The organism is Prolixibacter bellariivorans ATCC BAA-1284, from assembly GCF_000621705.1.
Lineage (GTDB): Bacteria > Bacteroidota > Bacteroidia > Bacteroidales > Prolixibacteraceae > Prolixibacter > Prolixibacter bellariivorans.
The window spans coordinates 318,338-340,417 of record NZ_JHXO01000009.1 but is presented as its reverse complement, the minus strand read 5'-3'; the positions used below and the strand labels follow the sequence as shown (position 1 = coordinate 340,417).

16 protein-coding genes are annotated in these 22,080 nt (G+C 40.8%); 2 read left to right on the top strand and 14 right to left on the bottom strand.

Annotated elements, in window-relative coordinates; genetic code table 11:
- Positions 1 to 10: 10 nt before the first annotated feature.
- From T426_RS0113210 to T426_RS0113140, 13 genes are all read right to left on the bottom strand, one after another.
- Positions 11 to 1,321: a hypothetical protein gene (locus T426_RS0113210; RefSeq protein WP_027585821.1), complete on the bottom strand. Its 1,311-nt coding sequence runs from the start codon at positions 1,319 to 1,321 to the stop codon at positions 11 to 13.
- 66 nt (positions 1,322 to 1,387) lie between these two features.
- Complete coding sequence (locus T426_RS0113205; protein WP_027585820.1) at positions 1,388 to 2,515, bottom strand: polysaccharide pyruvyl transferase family protein; 1,128 nt, start codon at positions 2,513 to 2,515, stop codon at positions 1,388 to 1,390.
- A 57-nt stretch (positions 2,516 to 2,572) separates the two neighbouring features.
- Positions 2,573 to 3,592: a nitroreductase family protein gene (locus T426_RS0113200; protein ID WP_025863839.1), complete on the bottom strand. Its 1,020-nt coding sequence runs from the start codon at positions 3,590 to 3,592 to the stop codon at positions 2,573 to 2,575.
- A complete protein-coding gene (locus T426_RS0113195; RefSeq protein WP_025863840.1) occupies positions 3,589 to 5,118 on the bottom strand; it encodes a lipopolysaccharide biosynthesis protein in 1,530 nt (509 codons plus the stop codon). Before T426_RS0113195 ends, T426_RS0113200 begins: the two co-directional genes overlap by 4 nt.
- A gap of 38 nt (positions 5,119 to 5,156) precedes the next feature.
- Positions 5,157 to 6,206 (bottom strand): NAD-dependent epimerase/dehydratase family protein, encoded by a 1,050-nt coding sequence (locus tag T426_RS0113190; protein ID WP_025863841.1) that lies wholly within the window; start codon positions 6,204 to 6,206, stop codon positions 5,157 to 5,159.
- A gap of 822 nt (positions 6,207 to 7,028) precedes the next feature.
- Positions 7,029 to 7,502: a hypothetical protein gene (locus T426_RS23685; RefSeq protein WP_025863843.1), complete on the bottom strand. Its 474-nt coding sequence runs from the start codon at positions 7,500 to 7,502 to the stop codon at positions 7,029 to 7,031.
- A gap of 118 nt (positions 7,503 to 7,620) precedes the next feature.
- Positions 7,621 to 8,697, bottom strand: a complete 1,077-nt coding sequence (locus T426_RS23680) for an NAD-dependent epimerase/dehydratase family protein (protein WP_025863844.1) — start codon at positions 8,695 to 8,697, stop codon at positions 7,621 to 7,623.
- Positions 8,698 to 8,766: 69 nt separating this feature from the next.
- Positions 8,767 to 10,251, bottom strand: a complete 1,485-nt coding sequence (locus T426_RS0113165) for a UDP-glucose 6-dehydrogenase (RefSeq protein ID WP_036984374.1) — start codon at positions 10,249 to 10,251, stop codon at positions 8,767 to 8,769.
- A gap of 674 nt (positions 10,252 to 10,925) precedes the next feature.
- On the bottom strand, positions 10,926 to 11,300 hold the full coding sequence (locus T426_RS0113160) for a GxxExxY protein (protein WP_025863846.1): 375 nt from the start codon (positions 11,298 to 11,300) through the stop codon (positions 10,926 to 10,928).
- Between the two features lie 317 nt (positions 11,301 to 11,617).
- Positions 11,618 to 14,122 carry a GumC family protein gene (locus tag T426_RS0113155; protein WP_025863847.1) on the bottom strand — a complete coding sequence of 835 codons (2,505 nt, stop codon included), beginning with the start codon at positions 14,120 to 14,122 and terminating at the stop codon, positions 11,618 to 11,620.
- A 66-nt stretch (positions 14,123 to 14,188) separates the two neighbouring features.
- Positions 14,189 to 14,956 (bottom strand): polysaccharide biosynthesis/export family protein, encoded by a 768-nt coding sequence (locus T426_RS0113150; RefSeq protein ID WP_159103301.1) that lies wholly within the window; start codon positions 14,954 to 14,956, stop codon positions 14,189 to 14,191.
- Between the two features lie 22 nt (positions 14,957 to 14,978).
- Complete coding sequence (locus T426_RS0113145; protein ID WP_025863849.1) at positions 14,979 to 15,728, bottom strand: transcriptional regulator; 750 nt, start codon at positions 15,726 to 15,728, stop codon at positions 14,979 to 14,981.
- A gap of 1,368 nt (positions 15,729 to 17,096) precedes the next feature.
- Positions 17,097 to 17,807: a hypothetical protein gene (locus tag T426_RS0113140; protein ID WP_027585819.1), complete on the bottom strand. Its 711-nt coding sequence runs from the start codon at positions 17,805 to 17,807 to the stop codon at positions 17,097 to 17,099.
- Between the two features lie 588 nt (positions 17,808 to 18,395).
- On the opposite strand from T426_RS0113140, the gene T426_RS0113135 reads away from it, so the two are divergent.
- Complete coding sequence (locus T426_RS0113135) at positions 18,396 to 19,778, top strand: 3-keto-disaccharide hydrolase (RefSeq protein WP_025863852.1); 1,383 nt, start codon at positions 18,396 to 18,398, stop codon at positions 19,776 to 19,778.
- Here the strand turns inward: T426_RS0113135 and T426_RS0113130 are convergent.
- Positions 19,765 to 20,451, bottom strand: coding sequence for an SOS response-associated peptidase (locus T426_RS0113130; protein ID WP_025863853.1), 687 nt, complete (start codon positions 20,449 to 20,451; stop codon positions 19,765 to 19,767). The genes T426_RS0113135 and T426_RS0113130 overlap by 14 nt on opposite strands.
- A gap of 183 nt (positions 20,452 to 20,634) precedes the next feature.
- On the opposite strand from T426_RS0113130, the gene T426_RS0113125 reads away from it, so the two are divergent.
- Complete coding sequence (locus tag T426_RS0113125) at positions 20,635 to 22,041, top strand: putative oxidoreductase C-terminal domain-containing protein (protein ID WP_025863854.1); 1,407 nt, start codon at positions 20,635 to 20,637, stop codon at positions 22,039 to 22,041.
- Positions 22,042 to 22,080 lie beyond the last annotated feature (39 nt).

Here is a 22,080-nt window from a genome sequence, read left to right as displayed (position 1 = left end):
ATGTTAACTTTTATTTTTCAAGTTTGAATTTTTGAATGGCAAGAGCGGGAAGCTGTTGCATAATCTCTTTGTATTTGAAATTTATTATTAGCATCTGTTCAGATAAATTTCTAAAACTTGCATTGTAACATAACATCACGCAACACCATATCAGTATTTGCCTAAATGAAAATTCGAGCGTATTACCTGAGAATAGAAATATCACATTAGCAAAAAGGACTAATGACATTGCCTTGCAAATGGTATTTTTTGAGCGGAAAAAACCAAGGAAAGCTCCTTTTAACAAGATGTAAACGTATAAAAACAGCAGGATTAATCCTCCTTTTAAAATAAATTGTAAATAGCCTGTTTCGATTACGTTTCGATATGACTGTCCTTCAAGTACTGGACAATAGTATGTTCCATTTATTCCCCGACCAAATATCCAGTCAAGGGGTTTTCCTTTGAAATCAGTAAAGAAGTAATCCTCCACACCGCTTCTTGTATTCTGATTAAAACGATCCGCTAAAACATTAAACGCAGATGAATCGGAAAATGAAGCAGCAATTATGCTAACCAAAATGAGTACTGACAGGATAATGAACACTTTCTTCCCTTTGGATTTTTTGTTTGTGAAGAAGTACATATAGCCAATAAAAATCAGATAGGTCAAATGAAAGGCAATATAGCTTCTTCTTCCATAAAGGATGGCTGTAGCCAAACTTAATATGAGTCCTATAAAACCAACTTTAATGTATTTGGGTGGAGCAAACTTGTATGACATTACCAAGAAGGCACTCGGTAGTGTGAAATACCCAGGAACCTGTCCCATATTGACATCGTCCCTTATATCGCTCCAGGCTCCGGTTAATAGAGACATATGTGAAGTTAGAAATATCTCTTTGAAATTGAATAGAATAAATAAAATTCCAATTAATGAAGAGATATAAGAAAGACGGAAGATGGTTTGAATATTTATACGTTTACTTCCCAAGAAAACAATCAAAGGTGTTAAGAAGCCCATTACTCCATACTTATCCGTCACTATACGGATAATGGTTACCTTGGTAATTGGTGCGTCTCCCCACCTTAGAAGAACAGAAAGGATGTATATAATCAGAAGATAAAAAATAACTCTTGTGCTATTGTCTAGTGGGGGAAATAACGTAATTCGATAATAAGCAAACGCACAAAAGAAGATTAATACTCCAAATAAAGAGGTGAAATTGGCTATTGAACTTGAAATTTGAAAAATGATATTGTGAGCTATTGTGCTAATTAGGACTCCGGAAATAGCAAATGCTAATGGGTAGGATATTTTTTGATCTGTAAAATAGAGCATATGGTAACCTCTTTTTATGGGAAAATTAGTCTGGTGGAATCTTTTGCTGTTTAAACTATTTTTAGCTTAAGATTTTTCAGTTCCCAATGCTTTTTTGAGAAAGGCTTTTGAGATTATTCGTTCTTCTCTGATGATTTTATGTGTAAGTTCATAATCCGGAGCCCCCCTATTAATGCAATTTCTGGCGAGGGCCTCGCTAACGCTATTCACGATGTTCGATTTTAAATTGAACCGAACACTTAAGTCTACAAATCTTGATTTTCGCTTTTCATCAACATAGTAAGCCAAAAGATTGACATTGGATTTAACTCCAAAGACTACTCCATGAAAGGAGTCGGTATAGAAAAAGTCTGCACTGGCAATTAGCGAAACCCATTCATCCGGAGTTAAGGACCAATAGGTCTTATCTGCCCATGGGAAGAATTTGATATGGTTTTCGCTTAAGATTATCGCAATAACAGGGATGTTACCCCGTACTTTCTTAATTTCCCTTATCATGTTTTCATGTCCTCCCTTTATTTCGTTTCCAATAATGTACGCTAGTATATATTTCTTATACGGAGCTTTAAACGAATGTAAAAACTGAGGGAAATCAACTAAAAAAGTTGGATCCAAAACAACTGGTGTGTTCAATCCTGTTAGTTCTTCAACGAAAGCTTGCGTTTCCAGATTGCGAACAGATAGGAAGTCAAATTGATTTAACGAGTTGGCAATATTCGCTTTATATTTCTCATCTGTTTTGTTGATTGCACAACACGGTGCATAACTAATCCGTTTGCCTTTAAATTCAGGTTTCCAACCGATGAAATATGTTGCATTTTTATGGTGAGCGGGGCCCCAAACCTGGTCACTTCCCACAACAATTGCATTATACCTTTGGGAAATTTCTCCAATTGTATTTAAGTCACATGGCTCTGTCAGATTCAAATGCTTTTTTTGAAATTTATTGAATCGGTTAACCATTTTCGAAGCATAAACCAGCTTCACGAATGCGTGTTTTAGTGCAAAGGACAAACCGTTTTGCTTAATTCCAATGTTTCGGTAAAAAGGCGCTTTCTTCTTGGTGAAGTCAGGATTATACTGAAGTACTTCTACATCATGGCCCATTTCTTTCAACACTTCTTGTAGGGCAAGGCATTGCAATTGAGCTCCGAAGTTTATAGAGAATTGGAATGTTAAAGTGGCTATTTTCATAAATATCTCGTTGATTTTTTATCAGGAAAAAGAGGTAAATCGGGGAATAGACATAGATTAACTTATAAATCTATTGGTTACATCTATTTTGTACCGCTTGGAGGCTGCTATTTTGAATTTTTGAGGAGGGAGGCCGCATGCAACCATTGCTATAAAAACCTCAGAATCTTTTATTTTGCAGAGTTTCCTCAATTCTACGTCCTTTTCCGGCCATGTACTACAATTGAGTATGCAGGCAGCAATTTTTTGAAAATGTAGTGAATATAATAAGTTCATTGCATACAGCCCTCCGTCAATATATGCCTGATTACGTTCATAATGCCTGTTGAAAACTCCGAGCTCAGCTGTAATTACGATTAATTTATTTGTTAAATGTCCGAAGCCCCTGTTACCTCCTTGCTCTTCCAGTATTTCATTGATTTGCTCACTTTGGGTATAGACATAAGTCCTCCAGCATTGCCGATTGCAGGCCGAAGGTGTATTCTGTGCTAGCTTAAGTGATTCAGTAAGGGAACTCAATGGTATATCTTTTCCTGTGAAGTTTCGAACACTTGCTCTTGAATTCGAAAACTCATCAAATGAACTTTCTGCGTTTTTGAAATATAGAACGTCAGTTGTTTCGATTTGTGATGAAGCAGTGAGAGCAGGAGCATAGTTCCTTATATTTTGAATTTCATTTTCTGTTTCGGGTTGTAGCGCAAAATTTAAACTATTATGAAATGTCTTATATTCTAAGATGACCTGGACTGCATATTTCAACTGCTCCTCATTGTCGCCATATTTTTTTATGTAGTTTATGCAGTTATGGCATAATTCAATTACTTTTTGTTGTCCAAATCCAGGTCGAAACTCAGGCATTGTTAATCCCTTCTCAATTGTATGATATGTCTTTATGATGTTGCCAATCATTTTTGTTGAAGTGTTTGGCGAGAAGGAATCTGAATGAGATAGATATTTTTTATAATCGTAGTCATATGATTTTCGTAAGATCTTCTGAGTCAGAAAAAACTTCTTTTTATCTTTCAAATATATATATATACTGTTTGGCACAATTTGTAACAGAGCCTTTTTTATCATGATCTGAAGATTTTGATTTTTTTAATTGTTTGAAGAATCGGTTGCCTTTCGTTTTTGGACAAGCCTAGAATATAAATTGAAGCTGCGGTTGTCAAAAATCCTGATAGAATAATTATCACAAAGCGTAATATTCCAATTTCAAATTCTCTCATTAAGAAAAATGGTAAAATATAAGAAATACAGGATACTAATAATGTTGGTAGTACAACTTTTAAGACAAACTGTGTAACAGATAGTCCTATCATTCTCTTTAGCATTTCCAATCGTAGGAAAAGACAGATAATAGAGTTTGCAATTGTTAAATAAAATATGGTTTCTACCGGGTAATTCATTTTATATAGGAAATAAGACAGAGGCAGTGTAATGAGCATGACACTGCCTACAGTTGCTTGGTATACCTTTATTTTTCCGGTTGCTTGCGCTGCTGTTTTTAAAGAGAAGGAGAGGGAATCAATTAGTGCTGTAATTATAATAAGCCTTGTAAATAGTATCGTGTAATTAGGCACTTCTTTTAACCAAATGTTGAAAATGAAGTTCGTTTCTAACAAGACTGGCATCGAAAGGATGAATAATAAGTAATAGGAGATTTTCGAACTCAGAAAAACTAGATTCAACATTTCAACATTTTCGCCTGAAGCATAATATTTAATGATTTGTGGACGCGTAGCGGTCATGAAGTTTTGTACAAATTGACTAATAGTACTATTTATACGATATGCTATTGCTCTTGCGCTATTTACTACCGGTCCGAAGAAGATATTTAGAATGATATTGACTCCCTGATTGCTGAAAATGGATGCTAATGCACCAAATAGATTCCAGCCTGAATAACTGAAGAGTTCTTTAAACAGTGTCTTCTCCCAATAAAAAGACAGATGGCACTCTTCAAATTTTTTAATGCAATAGGTTCTGTAAATAAACGTTACAATGGTTGTTACACCAAACATAAGAACAGCATACAGCTTTAACTTGTCGAATGGAAACAATACCAGTAGGTAGACAATTAATAGTTTCAGTGTAACTTCGATAATACTTACCCAGGCATATACATTCATTTTTTCGTGGGCAATGATGGAAGCATCGTAGGGTATGGTGAACATGGTCATCAGGAAAGACAATACAGCAAACTGATAGACCCAATGAGCTGCCACTATTCGATCCGGCGGAATGGTCATTCTATGGTTTAAAAACCAAAGTCCTACTGTCTCAGCCAATATCAAAATGACTATTCCCAAAACGATATAAATGTTCATGGTCATGCTAAAGGTTTTCTTTAGCTGCTCCATGTTGTTTTTCCCTATCTCAAACGCAAAGAAACGTTGAGATGCTGAAGCCATCGTTCCACTCAGGAACGAGAACATTGTTACTACGCCACCGACTACATTGTAAATTCCATAATCAATAATTCCTAATGTATCCAACACAACTCTCACGGTATAAAGGGAAACTCCCATCGTAAGAAGCATACGGATATAGAGCATGAATGTATTTTTCGCAATACGCCTGTTGTTTTCAGTAGCTGACATTCAGAATTCGTTTAGTGTATGATTTCTGCTACAATATTTTAGTTGTAGAAGCGCTGATACCACGTTGCAAATTGCTGAATGCCCTCAGGTAACTTAACACAAGGTTTATAGTCGATTGCTTTCTCCAGACTCAAGGTATCGGCCCAGGTTCGTGGTACATCCCCTGGCTGCATAGGGTGCATTATTTTGTTGGCTTTCTGGCCTATGGCTTCTTCTATGGTTGAGATAAACTGAAGCAAACTTACCGGAGCTCCATTGCCAATATTGTAGACTGCGGCCGGATGATCCGTTGTTGTAGATGTGGTCAATGTACGTTTAATCCCTTCCACAATGTCGTCTATGTAGGTAAAATCGCGTTCCATTTTACCATTATTGAATACCTTGATTGGCTCATCGTTCGAAATTGCCTTGGTAAATAGCATCGGGGCCATATCTGGTCTTCCCCATGGGCCGTACACCGTGAAGAATCGCAAGCCTGTTGTTGGAATTTGATAAAGATGACTGTAGGTATGTGCCATCAATTCGTTACTCTTTTTGGTGCTGGCATACAAGCTTACTGGATGATCTACCTGGTCGACTTCGGAAAATGGAATCTTAGCGTTTGCCCCATATACCGAGGATGACGATGCATAAACAAGGTGTTTGACGGGGTTGTGGCGGCATGCCTCTAATATATTAAAGAAACCGACGATATTGCTTTGGATATAAGCTTCCGGGTTTTCAATGCTGTAGCGCACTCCCGCCTGAGCAGCCAGGTTCACCACACAATCGAATTGTTCTTGCTCAAATAATTGATTAAGCTTGTTTTTATCTTCCAGGTTTAACCGGATGAAGCGGTATTCGGGATGAGTAACCGAAGTCAACAATTTCCCGAACGGGATCTCCTGATAGGTCCTGTTTTTTCCACCCGAGTGGTCGTGCTCATTGTCAGAGTAAATACCCGTTTCTGCTAAACGGGCATATTTCAGGCTAACATCATAGTAGTCATTAATGTTATCTAATCCAACAACTTGGTTTTTGTCTTTTAAAAGCTTTTGAACCAAGTGGAACCCGATAAAACCGGCTGAACCTGTTATAAGAATTTTCATATAATATGATTGAATATTGATTGATGTAAGTTGTTGTTTAGCACTATAGTCTTCATCATCTTTCTGACATGATGAGAACATCATCCTGTTACCTTCTTCTTTTTGGGGCGTTTTTAAGCTTTAAACCTAATAGTCTTTTCATGGCAAGCATACTTTTTTTACCCCTGGGGTTCAATTTCCTACCTTTAGGGTGAGCTTTTCTATGTTGTTCCTGGAATTTTTCTGTTTTAGGGAGCGCTATCCCATTCCGGAGGCAGACTTCTCTGTTGTTAACCCGCGGCTTCCTAATTTTTTGGTATGAGCTTTCGGCTTTGTGCCGGAAGGTTCTTGCTCTGGAGGTACACGATTTTCTCTTTTTTGCGAAATATTCCGGCTCAATGAGAGAAGATGCAACGTTTTTCGGAGAAGTTTCTCGCAAAATCACGAAAAACTCCACCTTTGAAGGCTCTCGTTTCTCTCTTTTTTTTGAATCGGTCTCTGTTTGATGTTCTGCATCCTACCCCGGAAGAGAAACTTCCTATTTAAAGAGAGGTTAGACGGTAGCTGTTATAATGTTTTCAGATAAAAAAAATGTTAAGTTTTAAAAGAGATTCCGATCTCGACGCTACGGTCGGGATTTCGCTTCGCTCAACTTCTTTCTTTAACCTTGTATCTTTGAGGTTCAGTATAATCTTTATACTTAATTGTTCATTTTTCATTATTAATTACTCATTGATTCAAAGGTTTTGCTTTGTCTATCTTCTTTCTCACATTCCCAGGTTCTTTCCGTTGTGATAAACTTCCCCGGAGGTTATGCAAAAACCGGGTCGGTTCGGATTTAGCCTATTTCGTTGTATCCGGATTTTTGTTTATCCGCCACGAGAAGCGCAGACTCAATTCGTCGGCGATAGCTTTGGCACCCGGAACATTGTTGTGAGCAGCTGTTTTAATCATGCTGTAGAACAACAGTGCTGCCTGGTAAGCTTCGGAACCAGCTGCCATGATGCTGTCATCAAGCGCCTCCATCAATGGGGTCAGCTGTTGGGCATACTCGCGTAGACTGGTCGTAGCATTCAAATCGGTTGTGAATTCGCCAACTGATATGTACGGTGGCACCAATTCTTCCTTCTGTTGTGCGTATTCATTGGCCTTGGTTGTGAAGGCCAGTGTTTTGTCACCCATCTTGGGTAACCCAATGCGCTCCTCTTTGGTTAGTGTGATTAACTTCGGGAGCAGGGTAGTGTTTAATGTTGCGATGGCTTGCTTAATGGCATCATCTTCTTCCTGTGTCAGGTTAAGTGAAATTAAATTATTCATATCGAATAGATTTGATTAGTATAAATAATCTGTCGGCATAACCTTTTGTATTATTAAGTTAATCAAAATATTCGAATGAAATCATTTAATGGTCTAATTTTTTGCTTCCCTTTTATGATTAGAATGATGAACCGGTGCTTGTATGAGCTTGATAATATGATTTAAACCATTGTGTGAAGTACTCCATGCCTGTTTCCAGATCGGTTTGCGGTGCATAGCCCGTTGTTGTTTTTAATACATAGCTTTCAGCCCATGAACGTTTGGTTTCTCCAAGCTGCATCAGACATTCCTTCTTCCTAGCAGTTCCTCCCAATTTCTTCTCCAATATTTCGATCATTGTCAGTAATGATTCGGGTTGGCTTCTCCCTATGTTTATAACCTTAGAGAATGGATTCTCAGAGGGAGTTTCTGATAAGATCCGGACTGTGGCTTCAACAGCATCGTCGATGTAAGTGAAGTCACGTGTCATGTCCCCTCCATTATATAAGTTAATAGACTCCCGGTTAACTATTGCTGAAGCAAAACGGGTGGGGGCCATATCGGATCTTCCCCATGGGCCATATAGCGTGAAATACCGTAGGGCGGTTGTTGGAATATGGTACAGATGACTGTAAACATGGGCCATTAATTCATTGCTCCGTTTGGCTGCAGCCAAAATGCTGACCGGCTTATCCGCTTTGTCGGTTTCCATGAAGGGTATTTTGGGATTCTCTCCGTACACGGAAGAAGAAGAAGCATAAATCAGGTGTCTCACCGGGTGTTTTTGGCACGCCTTCAATAGGTTGGTGAAAATGAGTATTTCGTTTTGGAGACAGTCATCAGGATTATTGATGCTAAGACGGTCGCATGAGTAACCTGCCAGATGTACAACATAATCGAACCGTCCGGCTGCGAAGAGTGTAAGTAATGCCTTTTCATCTTTCATGTCCAGTCGGATGAAACGATAATTGGAAGTGAAGATAGAGCTAAGCATTTTTCCAAGCGGAAGTTCCGTATTTCCCCGGGATTCCTTTTGGGAGGACAGACTTTCCTCGGGCAAATGGATGCCGGTTTCGGCTAACCTCGCGTATTTTAGTTGTGCATTTTCGTCGAATTCAATGCTATCCAACCCCGTAACCTGATGAGGGGTTTTTAGTAATTGTTGAACTACATGATATCCGATAAAACCGGCTGCACCGGTCACTAGAATTCTCATATCAACAGCATTAAATTATTAAGTGGCAATAGAGGAGAATCTTGACTGCCTCCTCATGCGTCATTTGTTTTATCCCCTTCCAATTGATTGGAGTTCGAATCCGATGTTATTCAGTTCTTCACGATTGAGAATATTCCGCCCGTCGAACACGAATGCCGGTTTTCGCATGGCATCGTATATTTTCTGCCAGTCGTAGGTGCGGAACTCGTCCCATTCAGTTAGTACCGCTATTGCATGGGCTTGTTCCATTGCCGCGTACGGTGTTTTGTGCACGTGGACGAGACGACGAATCGCTTCTGAACTGAGTGTTTCCGGTGGGTCAGATTGTTTCGCTCTGTCCGCAATGACAGCTTGTGGGCGACGATGTTGCTGTAAGTATTCCAGGTCGGCGTAAATGCGTTCGGTCGGTACCTTAGGGTCGTAGATGTGGATCTCGGCTCGATCCTGGAGGAGTTCGTCGGCTACGTAAATGGCAGCTGACTCTCTTGTATCATTGGTATCCTTTTTGAAAGCCCAGCCCAGAAAGGCTATTTTCTTACCTGATACGGTATTAAAGAGGGTATCGATAATTTGCTTGGCAAAACGCTGTTTCTGGTAATCGTTCAGTTTTACAACCTGCTCCCAGTAGTCGGCTACCTCGGGCAGATTGAAATGGCGACAGAGGTATACGAGGTTGAGAATATCCTTTTGGAAGCAGCTTCCGCCAAAACCAACGGAAGATTTCAGAAACTTGGGGCCGATGCGGCTATCGGTTCCGATGGCGTGTGCTACCTCGTCTACATCGGCGCCGGTCTTTTCACACAAGGCCGAGAGGGCGTTAATGGATGAGATACGCTGTGCCAGGAAGGCATTCGCTGTGAGTTTCGACAACTCGGATGACCAGATGCGGGTGGTGAGGATACGTTCGCCGGGCACCCAGTTGGCATAGATCGTTGCCAGTGCCTCGATGGCTCGTTGGCCATCCTCGTCTTCTTCGCCTCCAATGAGTACGCGGTCGGGGTTATGTAAATCCTTCACGGCGGTTCCTTCTGCCAGAAATTCAGGATTGCTTAAAACTGTGAATCGGGGAGCGGGAGAAGGGGAGTTGGGGCGAGCGGGTGCTGCATTCATGATGGTACGAATGGCCTGGGCGGTGCGAACCGGCAGGGTGGATTTTTCGACGATGATTTTGTCCTCTGTGGCGACATCGGCAATCTGCCGGGCGCAGAGCTCCACGTATTTCAGGTCGGCGGCCATGCCCTTGCCAATGCCGTAAGTTTTGGTGGGGGTATTGACGGAGATGAAAATCATCTGTGCTTCGCGGATGGCACCTTCCACATCGGTGGAGAAAAAGAGGTTGCGATCGCGGGATTCGGCTACTACCTGGTCGAGACCGGGTTCGTACACCGGCAGCTTGCTGAGGTCGATGTCGTTCCAGTCGGCAATACGCTTTTCGTTAATATCTACTACGGTTACTTTGATGTGGGGGCATTTCTGCGCGATAACGGCCATAGTCGGCCCACCCACGTATCCGGCGCCTATGCAGGCGATGTTTGTTACTTTATTCGGAATCATTTCTATTTTGCTTGAAAGTTTTTAAGCTGTTTGAGTTGTAAAATCACTATGTAAAACCGGGACATGTACACTGTTGGCTCACTGATGAATTGAAGAATTAGAAAACCCAAATTACCAATCTTAAAACCAATTTCAGGTCACCTTCCAGATTGCTCATATTTTCCCGTCCGGTTATACATAGTTTATTTTGAATATCAATTATTTTACTACAGATTTTTGTTTTTTGCCATAAGTATACAGTGCGCATCCGGCAGCATTTGTTGCCCACATTCCCATCGTTATTCGAGATGAACCAATCCTATATCAGCGAACCAGGTTATGTTTGCGAACGGTTGCTTATTCCGGATACGCCTGTAATGCTCTTGTATTCTGATCTTATTCATATTTGGTTGGGAATTATAAGCTCCTATTTAACGTCATTGGTCGTGTATGTTGTGTTTTTCATTATCTGGTGACTTTATTTAATTGCGACAAGTTTCCCTGGCCTCTCATTTTTTCTCAAATAATCGAAGCAATACGCGTGATGATGATGTAGCCATGAGAACCCAGTGTGGAACCAATCTTAAAAAAGAGAGAAATTGTAAAACCCAAATACAAACTTATTCCACAAAGGTGGGAGGTTCTGCAATGGCTATCATCATCAATTTACTACTGCTCTGGTAGCTTTTTAGTCACTATTTGCGAGGGTGGCGGACGTTTTCGAATAAAATACGTTTGCAGCCAAATGTGACCAAAACACCAACTGGAAAATCGGTACTTTCCAATATTTCGTACATATCAAAGCGGTGTTCGTCCTCGATACAATTCGTGGTAAGTATGCGAATTGCTATGTTGTTAAATGCGATAAAATCCGGATGCATTTCGTTTTTTATTTGTTGCTCCATCGGATTGTCTTTTGTGAGACGACGATGGGGGAGGTTCATTCGTAGGAGCTCTGTTTCTAGCGCATTTAGGTAGAGTATTTGTTGAAGTCCGGGCCCAAGGACGTTATGAATGTTGATGAATGCAGTGATAAGTTGTCTTGTTTCTTTTGCAGCTGTTGTTACCATTGGTCATTCGTTTTATTTGGTGAACAAATAGTTTGTCAATGGTTTAGATGAATATCCGGATTTTACAATCTTGTGGTAGCTTTGCTCGTTCGTATTCACTTTGTTGTGAACATCGAACGATATTAAAATAATGGAGAAACCTGGGGGGCCAACCCAAAAGGCAAAATAGGTTGGCAGAATTTGCACGTTGACATGAATTGCGGATTAAGGAGGATCAGGGAGCACTGATCCAGAAAATTGGAGTAAAAAGAAAAGTTCATGTCATTGAATAGAATAAGGAAGGTTTCCCAGGTTTCATCCACTATTTCTTGTGTATCTTACGATTTGTTTTGTTTACGATTGGTGAACAACAAATTGAGCGGCTTTCTTTTTCTTTTTTTAGCCGTGTTTTGTTCGTAACTGCCGTACCCGTACCCATATCCGTACCCATATCCGTACCCGTATCCTGAGCCGAATCGCGAATGCTGAACATCGTTGTAGAGTATGCCCACGTTTTTCAGTTGTTGCTTTTTAATTTCAGATACTGCTCTTTCCAGTGCGGGGCGGAGGGTAACCCCTTGTCGGATAACATAGATAAATCCATCTACATATTGTGCATATTGGAATATGTCGGCGACCAATACAGGCGGAGAATCGATGATAACCACATCAAACTGTTCTTGCAATTGTTCAATGAGTACGCCCAATTTCTCTTCTGTTAATAGTTCTCCCGGGTTCGGCGGGTAATCGCCCGACGGAATTATTTTCAGCTTTGGGTGTCGGCTCCCGAAAATAATTTCCTCACGTGTATGCTGTCCGGTAAGATAGGATGAAATACCGATGCCTTTCGGAAGGTGAAGCTCACTGGCCAGATTGGACCGCCGGAGATCTAAATCGAGAATGACGGTTGAGCGCCCCATTAGTGCAAATGATGCCGCAGTACTTAATGAAGAAAAGGTTTTTCCCTCCCCGGGGCCTGTGGAGGTAATGGCGATGACAAATTCTTCTTTTCCCCTGATCAGATAACGAATCTTTTGTCGCAATGCCCTGTAGGCTTCGCCGACCGGACTGTTGGGAGTATCCAGAACCGAGGTGCGTTTGTTTTCTCCTTCCGGGGAGTGAGGCACATTTGCCAGCACTGGGATATTCGTTAGTTTTTCAATTTCTTCGTCGCTTCTGATTTTGTTGTCCATTAATCCCCATACGGAGAACGCTATTGCTGGTAGAAGTACTCCCAGGAGAAAGGCGAGGAGGTAGTCCATTTTTTTGTTGGGGCTTACCGGTTGATTGCTGTCAGGCATCGCGGGGTCAATAATATCATTGTCCGGTGTGTTGGATGCTTTGGCTATTTTCGCCTCCGACAATTTTTGTAACAGAAAAGTGTATGTGTCGTTATTAAGGCGGTATTTACGCTCTATGTTCACATAGTTTCTTTCAATCCCCGGTAATTGGTTTGTGGCTCTCTTTAGGTTATTCAGTCGCTTGGAAATGTCTGACAGTGCCATGTTGTTTTGTTTGAGGATGTTGAGACTATTTTCCACTACTGCTTTTTGAGTGACCCTAATTTGTGTCCGGAGTTGGATAACGGAAGGGTGGTTCGGATCAATTACCGCTGTCTTCAGCGTTTTTAAACTGAGTGTTTGGCTGGTGAGTTGCTGTAAAAGATTTACTATCATCGGGTCGTCAACTCCCATGGTCGAGGGAGCGGCGATTTGTTCAATGCTGTTGTTCGATTTCAAGTATTGGAGCAAGTAACGATAATATGCCTGTTGTGTTGTTAATTGTTCTTTTTGTTCTTCCAGGGTGACCATTTGGTCGAGCAACTGCTGTGACTGATACGAGATGTCGAGTAATTTATTCTTGCTCTGAAAGCTTTCCCTGCGTTGTTCGGACTTGACGAGTGAGTCACTAACACTGGAGAGTTGACTGCTGATAAACTGTATGGTACGGGTTGCCATCGCATTTTTCTTCTCCAGGTTTTGGTCTTGGTAAACCTCCATTAGTTGATTGATAAAATCGATATCTTTTTGCGGAGTTGGAGAGAGCATGGATAATTTCAGCAACGTCGCATCTTTATTTACCGTTTCAATGGTTAGATTTTTTCGGAAAACATTAACCAACCCGTTATGATTATGGAAGGAAAAACGATAGGTTCCGGAAGGAATTGGCTCTCCGTTTTTAGGAACAACGCAAAATGAGAACTGGGAATCTGTAGTAGTTTTATTTATTGAAAAGGGAATTGTTTTATCTATTTCCTCTGGTTTTTGTAAAACTGTTTTGTTTTCGTAATTATAGATGGCTGGTTTTTCCCCTTTTACTTTTAGTTCGCTGGTGTGCCCCTTGTCGTCGACTGTAAACTCGAATGTTGCTCCTATGAGCTGTGGATGCCCTTTGTTCCATTTTACCACAAAGGGGCTTTTGTGATAAAGTTCGCTGGTATGCCCCCAGTTAACAACATAATATGATACTTCGTCATGTAGTTTGTCAACTGCATCGCTAATGATGGTCCATGATTTTAGTATCTGTCTTTGGTTTTCCAGGTTTTGCTTTCCCTGGAACAGGTCGAATCCCTGAAAGACATCAGATGCGTTAAACGAAGTGCCGGAACTGGAACCATCCAGGGGGTTGTTTCCCTTACTTTCATTGACTAACAGGGAAGCAGATACGGCATATTGAGGATTGGTAAGCTTGTGGTAAAACCATGCGGTAATAAGCGCTATACCAGCGGTTAGTGCAAATACGTACCAATATGAGCGGTAGATGGAAAAGTATTTGCGAAAGTCTATTTTTTCTTCTTCCTCGAAGAACGGAACGGAAACAAGTTGTGGTTGCTTTTCTTTCATTTTGTATCGGGTGGGGTATTTAACTTTTTCTAATATTGGTTTGGGAAATAAGAGATCGCTACCACTTTATTTTTTCATGGCATTATACAATAGAACCGCTGTTGATATGGTGCTGAAAACGGTGGTGAACGGCAGTGTTTTTGCTCCATATACCCGATGTTTGGGTGGTACGTAAATAACATCGTTGGGTTGGACAAGGTAGTATGCTGATGTGAGGATGCGACTGTCGGTTAAGTCCAGTGTTACGATATTTTGTTTCCCGTCAGTTTTGCGTATTAGTCGTATTTTCTTGCGATTTCCAAAATCATTCAAATCCCCGGCTTCGCCCAATGCTTGAAAAATCGTCATACTATTTTTCAGCATATTGTATTGTCCCGGGCTCTCCACATCTCCCAACACCGTAATTGTTCGATTCACTAATTTGACAACAACCGATGAGTTATTAATGACCTGATTGATTCGGTTTTGCAACTGGGTTCTTAACTCTTCAATCGTTTTTCCTTCGGCGTGGATATCCCCAAGATAGGGGAGGTGTATGTTTCCTTGAGAATCGACGACATATGTGACTAATTCTAGTGAAGCCTCCGATGTAATGTTTTGACCGGGTTGGCTGAGATTTAGAAAGTCGGTAGTTTGTTGATTTTCTGTGATAAAACTGATATAAAGATTGTCATTCTTACTGATCTTGTATTGCTTAGTGGGGGGCATCATAACAGTGGAATCGCTCTCCTGCAGATTATGTAAGTACGTTATTTCTTTTAGCGGTGTAGTGCAGGAGGATAAGAAAAGAATACTTAGGATGAGTGCTGTATAGATTAACTTTAATCGTTGCATTTTTGTTTTTCGAATTTTGTGGTTATTCATTGTAAAATGAAGAATTAATTGTTTTAGGTGAGCCATGGGGCTTTTGGTATGAAATGGTTTTGCTAATTTTTGCTTTGATTTCAAAAACAGTTAATACATCACTTAATTTCACCTTCTGTTTAATGATGTTGCCATCGTCGTTTCCGAGTAATAATGCAGTATGATCCTTTGTAACAGCAGATAATCTTCTAATTAAAAGTCCGTAGGAACAAAGAATAACATAAAGTCTATGCGGAATGAGGTTTTCGATATTTTCCTGGTGTTGAATAATTAACCAGTCATTGAACATTAAAGTGGGCTCCATAGTGTCTTCGTTGTACTGATAACAATAGAGTTTCTCCTTTTCTTTTGTTAGTAGCGGAATTTGGAATTGAGGGAGTTGGTCATAGAATTGTTGTTGGTTGTAATTCTTTATCCATTCCAGTGTCAAGCGACTCTCGATGAGTCTTGCCGTCGCAAGATCTTTTTTTAGGTTTTCTCCTGGAAGGCTTAGTGTATTGCCTAATAGCCGCTGTTGGGTGTCGAATACATCGATAGGATTTACTTGGTAATGCAAGAAAAATTGTCGTAATACCTCGATGGTTACATCCCGTCTTCCTTTTAGTATTTCATTCAGTGATTGCGGACTATAATTAATGCTCTTCGCAAAACGCGCATAGGATACAATTTGTCCTGAGTTTTTCAGATGCTCAACGAATTTCGCAAAATTTTGACTTACTGTGCTTTGTTCTTTCCCGTTCATTGAGTAAATACATTTAGCTGGAATTAACACTTCGAGTGTTTCGACACAAAGGGTTTCCTTGTTATCTGTAGTGACAATTTTATGTTGTTATCAAATTTTATAACGCATAGCTTCGCCACTTCAGTCCCAATACTTGGCTGTCATCAATAAAAATATATGTGTTTGATGCCTAGTGGTATATGATGCTGTTACTAGGGATAATGATTCGTCTAATATGTTTTCTCCGGAGTTTTTACTGCTAATTATAGACAAAGCTCCGCCTTTTCAATCCCTTTGTGGGAATGACTTCGAATAATATACGTTTAACTAACTGTTATACAGTGTAACTCTATCTATTTGAGTGTCTTTTATTTCATAGTTTTCAGATAAATAGTTCTTTAAGTGCATCTGATACAGCTTCGCCACTTCAGTCCCATGACAGAGATGAGTTTGAAAAGATTGTACCTATAGTTGTTTTTGAAAAAGGATGAGGTCGTTATTTAATAATGCTTTTTTTATTAAACAAGCTGAATTTTCCTCATTTTTTCTTCGGTTATAAATCGATAATAGGAATTGATATGGAGCAAATATATGCATTGTTTTTGGTTAGACAAATTACGGATTATTTATTTTGTTTGTTTTTTATAATGTTTTTGTTTGGATAACGTTATTTTTACATAGAGGGGGATGTAAAAGTGAATGGGATGATGATGATTTTGTTTGTTTGATAATGTGTATGTTACTCGTTTAAAGCTGATTGAGTGTTTGCGTGTGATTTGTTTTAATGTTGATGCATGATGGCTCCTTGATGTCTTTTTGTTAAAGTATTGTTAATTATATCCTATTTGTTTATAGTATAATCTGTGATGCATGGATAGTTTATATTTGTTTTGTGTTTTATAAATAATGGGGTTATGTGTTATAGTATATTTAGGGCTTGTATGATCGAAATAGTTATGTGATGTCGTTTTTGGATAGATTCATACTCGTAATGGTTATCTTAGGAGGCGTTTGTCTTTTTTTGATTCTCAGCATATGATTCTTGCTTTTCGTAATCAGATTGTATGCGAAAGAATTTATGAACTTAGTTTATGCATATTCGAATACGTCGGTTTGCACTGGTGATTTGCTATTTAGGCTTTGTTTTGCTTAAATTACGTTGGGGCGGGTTTTTCAAAACATGTCTTGAGAAGATTGGATTAAAAGAAGCACTTTTTAACTCCTTAAGTGGTGACGAGGTTTGTTGAAGCTCTATTTCATCGTACAGTAAAGAAAAGTACGATGAAATAGAGACTTTTTCGAAGTTGAATTGTGAGGCAATCGTGTTTTAGAGGTAGTGAGTGATTGGCTGACTGTAGTACATGTGTTGCTTATTGTACTTGAGAATGCTTATTGATTGCCAAGTTTTGGAGTAATCTTCGCTGTCACTTGGTACATCGCGTGTATTTCGGACTCGTGAATCTGTAATTTAATTTTACTTTGATTGTCTCCCTGTAGAATGATTTTATTGTCGTCCGAATATTCATCTAATCTTAATATGTGAAGGCCGTGCAAACTTAATACAATATATATTTCGCCATTGGTTAATTCGCCACTACTTACATTCTTCTTTTTGGCGATCAGTATATCGTTGTGCTCCAAGGTAGGATGCATCATATTTCCCCCATAGCATATGCTTATAAAATCTTGACCTTCATCTTTTTTAATTGGAATCTCAATGTGGTGAAGGTTTTCGTAGAATGACGGGTCATTGTAGTTCAGCATCCAATTTAATATTTGAGAACTTTCTATGAATTTTATTCTGGGAAACGGGTTTGCCGGCAGATGTGATGCGTTCCCTTCCTTATTATCCTGTAATTCTTCTGAAGAGTGAAAAGTATCAAATAATTGTCTTGGATCGACCGTGTAGTTCTGGAAGAATTGGTACAGAACTTCAATATTCACATTCCTTCTTCCTTTTAGTATTTCATTTAGTGATTGTGGCCTGTAGTTGAGATTTTTAGCGAGTTGAGCATATGAGTTTATTTTTTTCTCTGCTTTCAGTGCTTTCACTATATCAGCAAACCTTTGGCTGATGAAATTTTGTTTAAAGTGGTGCATCTTTTCGAATCGATTATTGAGTGATTTTTAAGTTTTTACAATACTTGATATAAACATAATATTAGAGTCTGTGCCAAAAACAATTGCATCATTTTTGATGATTAAATATTTTGTAAACCTCTTCTGATGTTTACGCTTGTTTTGTTTCAGAGAGACATCATTTGATGAGGTATGCTTTTCGTATAGTCAAGTTGGAGGCTTCTATTTGGCTGTTCTTGCTTCATAATTCAGACATTTTTTCTTTTTAAAAAGACTAAATAATCTATTATGCCTTTCTATCAAAGCCTATTGATGTTAATGAATTTTTAATTTTTTTTGTGTGTTTTGTCACTGTTTCTTGTTAAAATATTTTTCCGATGAGGCCAAGAGTTTTAAAATGTTTGTTTGGTAATTATTTGTTTTCTGCTAATGTGTCTCATCGCGAGTATGTCGTTGCGCTGTTTGATACGTGTTTTCAGCAAATGTGTGATTACAAGTACATTTTTGCCCCTTCATGTGGAGGTGAAAAAATCCTTTTGTTCTAACGGAAATCCATGATTTTCTGTTATTTTCGTCTGTAACTAACCAATCAACTAACAAACCAAACACATGAAAACACGCATATTCTTCTCCCTGCTTTTTTGTTTGATGGCTACAACCGCTTTTGCGGGAAGCGGTCAATGGCAGAATCTTTTCAATGGTAACGATCTATCCGGTTGGAAACAGATAAACGGCAATGCTCCCTTTGAAGTAGTTGACGGGAAAATTGTCGGGACGACCATCACCGGCTCACCCAACTCGTTTCTGGCTTCGCAAAAGAGTTATGGCGACTTTATTCTTGAATATGAAATGAAAATGGATGAAGGCCTGAACTCGGGCGTTCAGATTCGCAGTTTGAGTACACCGGATTATCAGAATGGCCGTGTACATGGCTACCAGGTAGAGTGTGATGATTCGGAGCGGGCCTGGTCGGCCGGCATTTACGACGAAGCCCGTCGTGGCTGGCTCTATCCGATGGAGTATAATCCGAAGGCAAAGACGGCTTTCAAAAAAGGTGGGTGGAACAAATACCGGGTAGAGGCGATTGGAAATACCATCCGGACCTGGTTGAACGGCGTGCCCTGCGCTAACCTGGTGGACGACATGACGCCCGAAGGTTTCATTGCTTTGCAGGTGCATTCCATTGGTGATGATCAGACGCATGCCGGTAAGCAAATCCGGTGGCGAAATATCCGCATCATGACGGATAACCTGGAAAATGAACGCCAGCTGATGCCTGATGTACGAGAAGTCAGCTATCTGAATAACAAACTTACCGACTGGGAAAAAGCACATGGCTGGAAGTTGCTGTGGGATGGCAAAACCACCAATGGCTGGCGAAGGGCACGGGCAGAGGATTTCCCCGATAAAGGTTGGATTATTGCAAATGGGGTATTGACGGTGAATGCGTCGGATGGAAAGGAATCTGCCAATGGCGGTGATATTATTACGACCCAACGGTACCAGAACTTTGTACTGGAAGTGGATTTCAAACTCACGGAAGGAGCCAATTCGGGTATCAAGTATTTTGTGCAAACCGGTTTGAATAACGGCCCGGGTTCATCCATTGGGTGTGAGTACCAGCTACTGGACGACCAGAGGCATCCTGACGCGAAACTGGGTGTGGATGGCAACCGCACGCTGGCTTCGCTTTATGACCTGATTCCGGCCAATGCCCAGTATTTTGATCCGGCGCAGATGGTGAAGCGTTTCAACGGGATTGGTGCCTGGAACCGGGCACGAATCGAAGTGCGCGGAGATACGGTGATGCATTTTCTGAATGGGGTGAAAGAGGTGGAATATGTCCGGAATAACCAAATGTGGGATGCGCTGGTAGCTTACAGCAAATACAAAAAATACGAGAATTTCGGGAACTTTAAAGATGGACATATCCTGCTGCAGGACCACGGGAATGAGGTTCATTTCCGGAACATAAAGATCAAGCCGTTGTAATCAGTTTTGGACCGGCCGGGTGTATCAATCCGGGGTCGTCTGCCTGCGGATTCTTGATGGTGGGAGCAATGGGATAGGCATTCATGCGTTCAGCCGGATAAGGTTGAAGCATGGCAGCTATTTCATTAAGTGGTGTCGATGTGTTGAGCCACTCTCTTTCCTGTTCCCGATGTAGAATAACCGGAGCCCTTTCGTGGGGAAGTTTTCTAATCAGCTCATTGGCGGCACTTGTAATAATGGAGAAAGAAGGGATTTCTTCCCCGTTTTCAGGATTCAACCACGTATCGTATATTCCTGCGAAAGCGAAAGGACGGACTTTGTTGCGGAGATAAACCAGGAAAGGTTTGCTCAAACCATGGCCATCGGTTCCCTGGATATAGGCATCCGCTGGAACGAGGCAGCGCTGTTGCTGAATGAGGTGCCGAATTCTAGGTAGTTTTAAATCTTTTACGTCAATGTGACTGACGAATGCGATTTTATCTTTTGAGGGAAAAGGCATAGAACCCCAAAGATAGTGTTGCAGAGTTTCCGGTTGTTGAGACGTGATGACTGGGGCATATTTCCCGGGAGCGATGTTGTAAGATGGTGTCCATTGTATATTCCCGGGTGCGAAAACCTGAAACCTTTTCCGGATAGTATTTGGTTTTTGTACGAAAATATATCGGTCACACATAGTTTGGATTTGAGATGATTATTCAAGTTACAAAAATTATAAACAAAAGATTGTCAGGGAATATGCTGCCAGTATAGATTGGAACTTTTTCTTTTTTATGATAATTTTATGAAGCTTATTTTCGGTGACGTAAATCCGAAAACATTGAATACTGACAACCGAACTGTAACTAAATCTGATACGATGAAAAAAAATGTTTTTAAGTGGATGGGAGTAGCTGCTCTGGTGGCGTTGTATGCCTGTGGTGGCGCCGGACAAAAAGAGAAAAAACAGGAGAGTGCTTTTACCGGAGCTGCCGGTGAGGTCAAGCTCCTGGTACTCGATCCCGGGCATTTCCACGCCGGCCTGGTACAAAAAAGGATGTACAAGCAAATTTCACCCGATGTACATGTGTTTGCTCCGGAGGGGAGCGATGTTCAGGCTTACCTCGCCCAGATGGAAGGCTATAACAGCAGACCGGAAAATCCAACCACCTGGAATGAGATTGTGTACACCGGGCCGGACTTTCTACAGAAAATGTTAGCTGAAAAACCGGGCAATGTAGTTGTTCTTTCGGGAAATAATCAGGCGAAAACAGAATACATCAGCCAGTCGGTTAGTGCCGGACTAAATGTGCTGGCCGACAAGCCGATGGTTATCTCACCGGAAAAGTTCCCGGAACTGGAGTCGGCTTTCAAAAAAGCGGAAGAGAAAGGCGTATTGTTGTACGATATCATGACCGAGCGGTACGAGGTAACTACACGATTGCAAAAAGAACTATCGCGCCTACCCGATATTTTTGGGGAACTTCAGACAGGAACCCCCGATGAGCCAGCCGTTGTGGAAGAGAGTGTTCATCATTTTTATAAGACCGTTTCCGGGAAACCGGTACAACGGCCTGCCTGGTTTTTTGATGTGGAACAGCAGGGCGAAGGCTTGGTTGACGTGGGAACGCATTTGGTAGATTTGGTACAGTGGACTTGTTTCCCTAATCAGGCATTGCAGAAGGCTGATGTTCAAATTCTGAAGGCCAGTCATTGGTCTACTCAGGTTACTACCGATGAATTCGAAAAAGTGACCGGCATAGCGGACTTTCCTTCTTACCTTGATAAGTATATAGTGGAAAATCAATTGGAAGTTATGGCCAACGGAGAGATGACCTATCAGCTGAAAGGTGTCAACGCGCGGGTGAAAGTGGAATGGAACTATGAGGCACCTGAAGGAGGAGGTGATACGCATTATTCGTTTATGCGGGGGAAGCTTTGCGACTTGGTCATCCGGCAGGGGAAAGAGGAAAATTACCTGCCAACGTTGTATGTGGAAGCACATTCGGAGGTGGATTTGGGGACCTTTACCGGAAACCTGGAAAAAGCAGTTATTCAGGATATGCCGATAACCGGTTTGTCGCTGGAAAAAACGGGAGACCGGGCCTGGAAAGTAGTTATTCCGGAGCAGTATCGTGTAGGGCACGAAGCACATTTTGCCCAGGTAACTGAAAAATACCTGCAATATCTGGTGAAGGGGAAAATGCCATCGTGGGAAGTGCCGAATATGATCACAAAATATTATACCACTACCGAAGGCCTCAGGATGGCCAGACGAATTGAGTAAGAGAATATTCTCGCCTTAGAAAAGCCACCTTGCGTAGGT

Bases quoted from the DNA above. Each gene is read 5' to 3' on its own strand.
- T426_RS0113125 (WP_025863854.1), top strand. From the start codon at position 20,635: ATGAAAAAAAATGTTTTTAAGTGGATGGGAGTAGCTGCTCTGGTGGCG.
- T426_RS0113200 (WP_025863839.1), bottom strand. From the start codon at position 3,592: ATGATAAAAAAGGCTCTGTTACAAATTGTGCCAAACAGTATATATATA.
- T426_RS0113205 (WP_027585820.1), bottom strand. From the start codon at position 2,515: ATGAAAATAGCCACTTTAACATTCCAATTCTCTATAAACTTCGGAGCT.
- T426_RS0113195 (WP_025863840.1), bottom strand. From the start codon at position 5,118: ATGTCAGCTACTGAAAACAACAGGCGTATTGCGAAAAATACATTCATG.
- T426_RS0113210 (WP_027585821.1), bottom strand. From the start codon at position 1,321: ATGCTCTATTTTACAGATCAAAAAATATCCTACCCATTAGCATTTGCT.
- T426_RS0113130 (WP_025863853.1), bottom strand. From the start codon at position 20,451: ATGTGTGACCGATATATTTTCGTACAAAAACCAAATACTATCCGGAAA.
- T426_RS0113160 (WP_025863846.1), bottom strand. From the start codon at position 11,300: ATGGTAACAACAGCTGCAAAAGAAACAAGACAACTTATCACTGCATTC.
- T426_RS0113155 (WP_025863847.1), bottom strand. From the start codon at position 14,122: ATGAAAGAAAAGCAACCACAACTTGTTTCCGTTCCGTTCTTCGAGGAA.
- T426_RS0113190 (WP_025863841.1), bottom strand. From the start codon at position 6,206: ATGAAAATTCTTATAACAGGTTCAGCCGGTTTTATCGGGTTCCACTTG.
- T426_RS23680 (WP_025863844.1), bottom strand. From the start codon at position 8,697: ATGAGAATTCTAGTGACCGGTGCAGCCGGTTTTATCGGATATCATGTA.
- T426_RS23685 (WP_025863843.1), bottom strand. From the start codon at position 7,502: ATGAATAATTTAATTTCACTTAACCTGACACAGGAAGAAGATGATGCC.
- T426_RS0113145 (WP_025863849.1), bottom strand. From the start codon at position 15,728: ATGAACGGGAAAGAACAAAGCACAGTAAGTCAAAATTTTGCGAAATTC.
- T426_RS0113135 (WP_025863852.1), top strand. From the start codon at position 18,396: ATGAAAACACGCATATTCTTCTCCCTGCTTTTTTGTTTGATGGCTACA.
- T426_RS0113150 (WP_159103301.1), bottom strand. From the start codon at position 14,956: ATGCAACGATTAAAGTTAATCTATACAGCACTCATCCTAAGTATTCTT.
- T426_RS0113165 (WP_036984374.1), bottom strand. From the start codon at position 10,251: ATGATTCCGAATAAAGTAACAAACATCGCCTGCATAGGCGCCGGATAC.
- T426_RS0113140 (WP_027585819.1), bottom strand. From the start codon at position 17,807: ATGCACCACTTTAAACAAAATTTCATCAGCCAAAGGTTTGCTGATATA.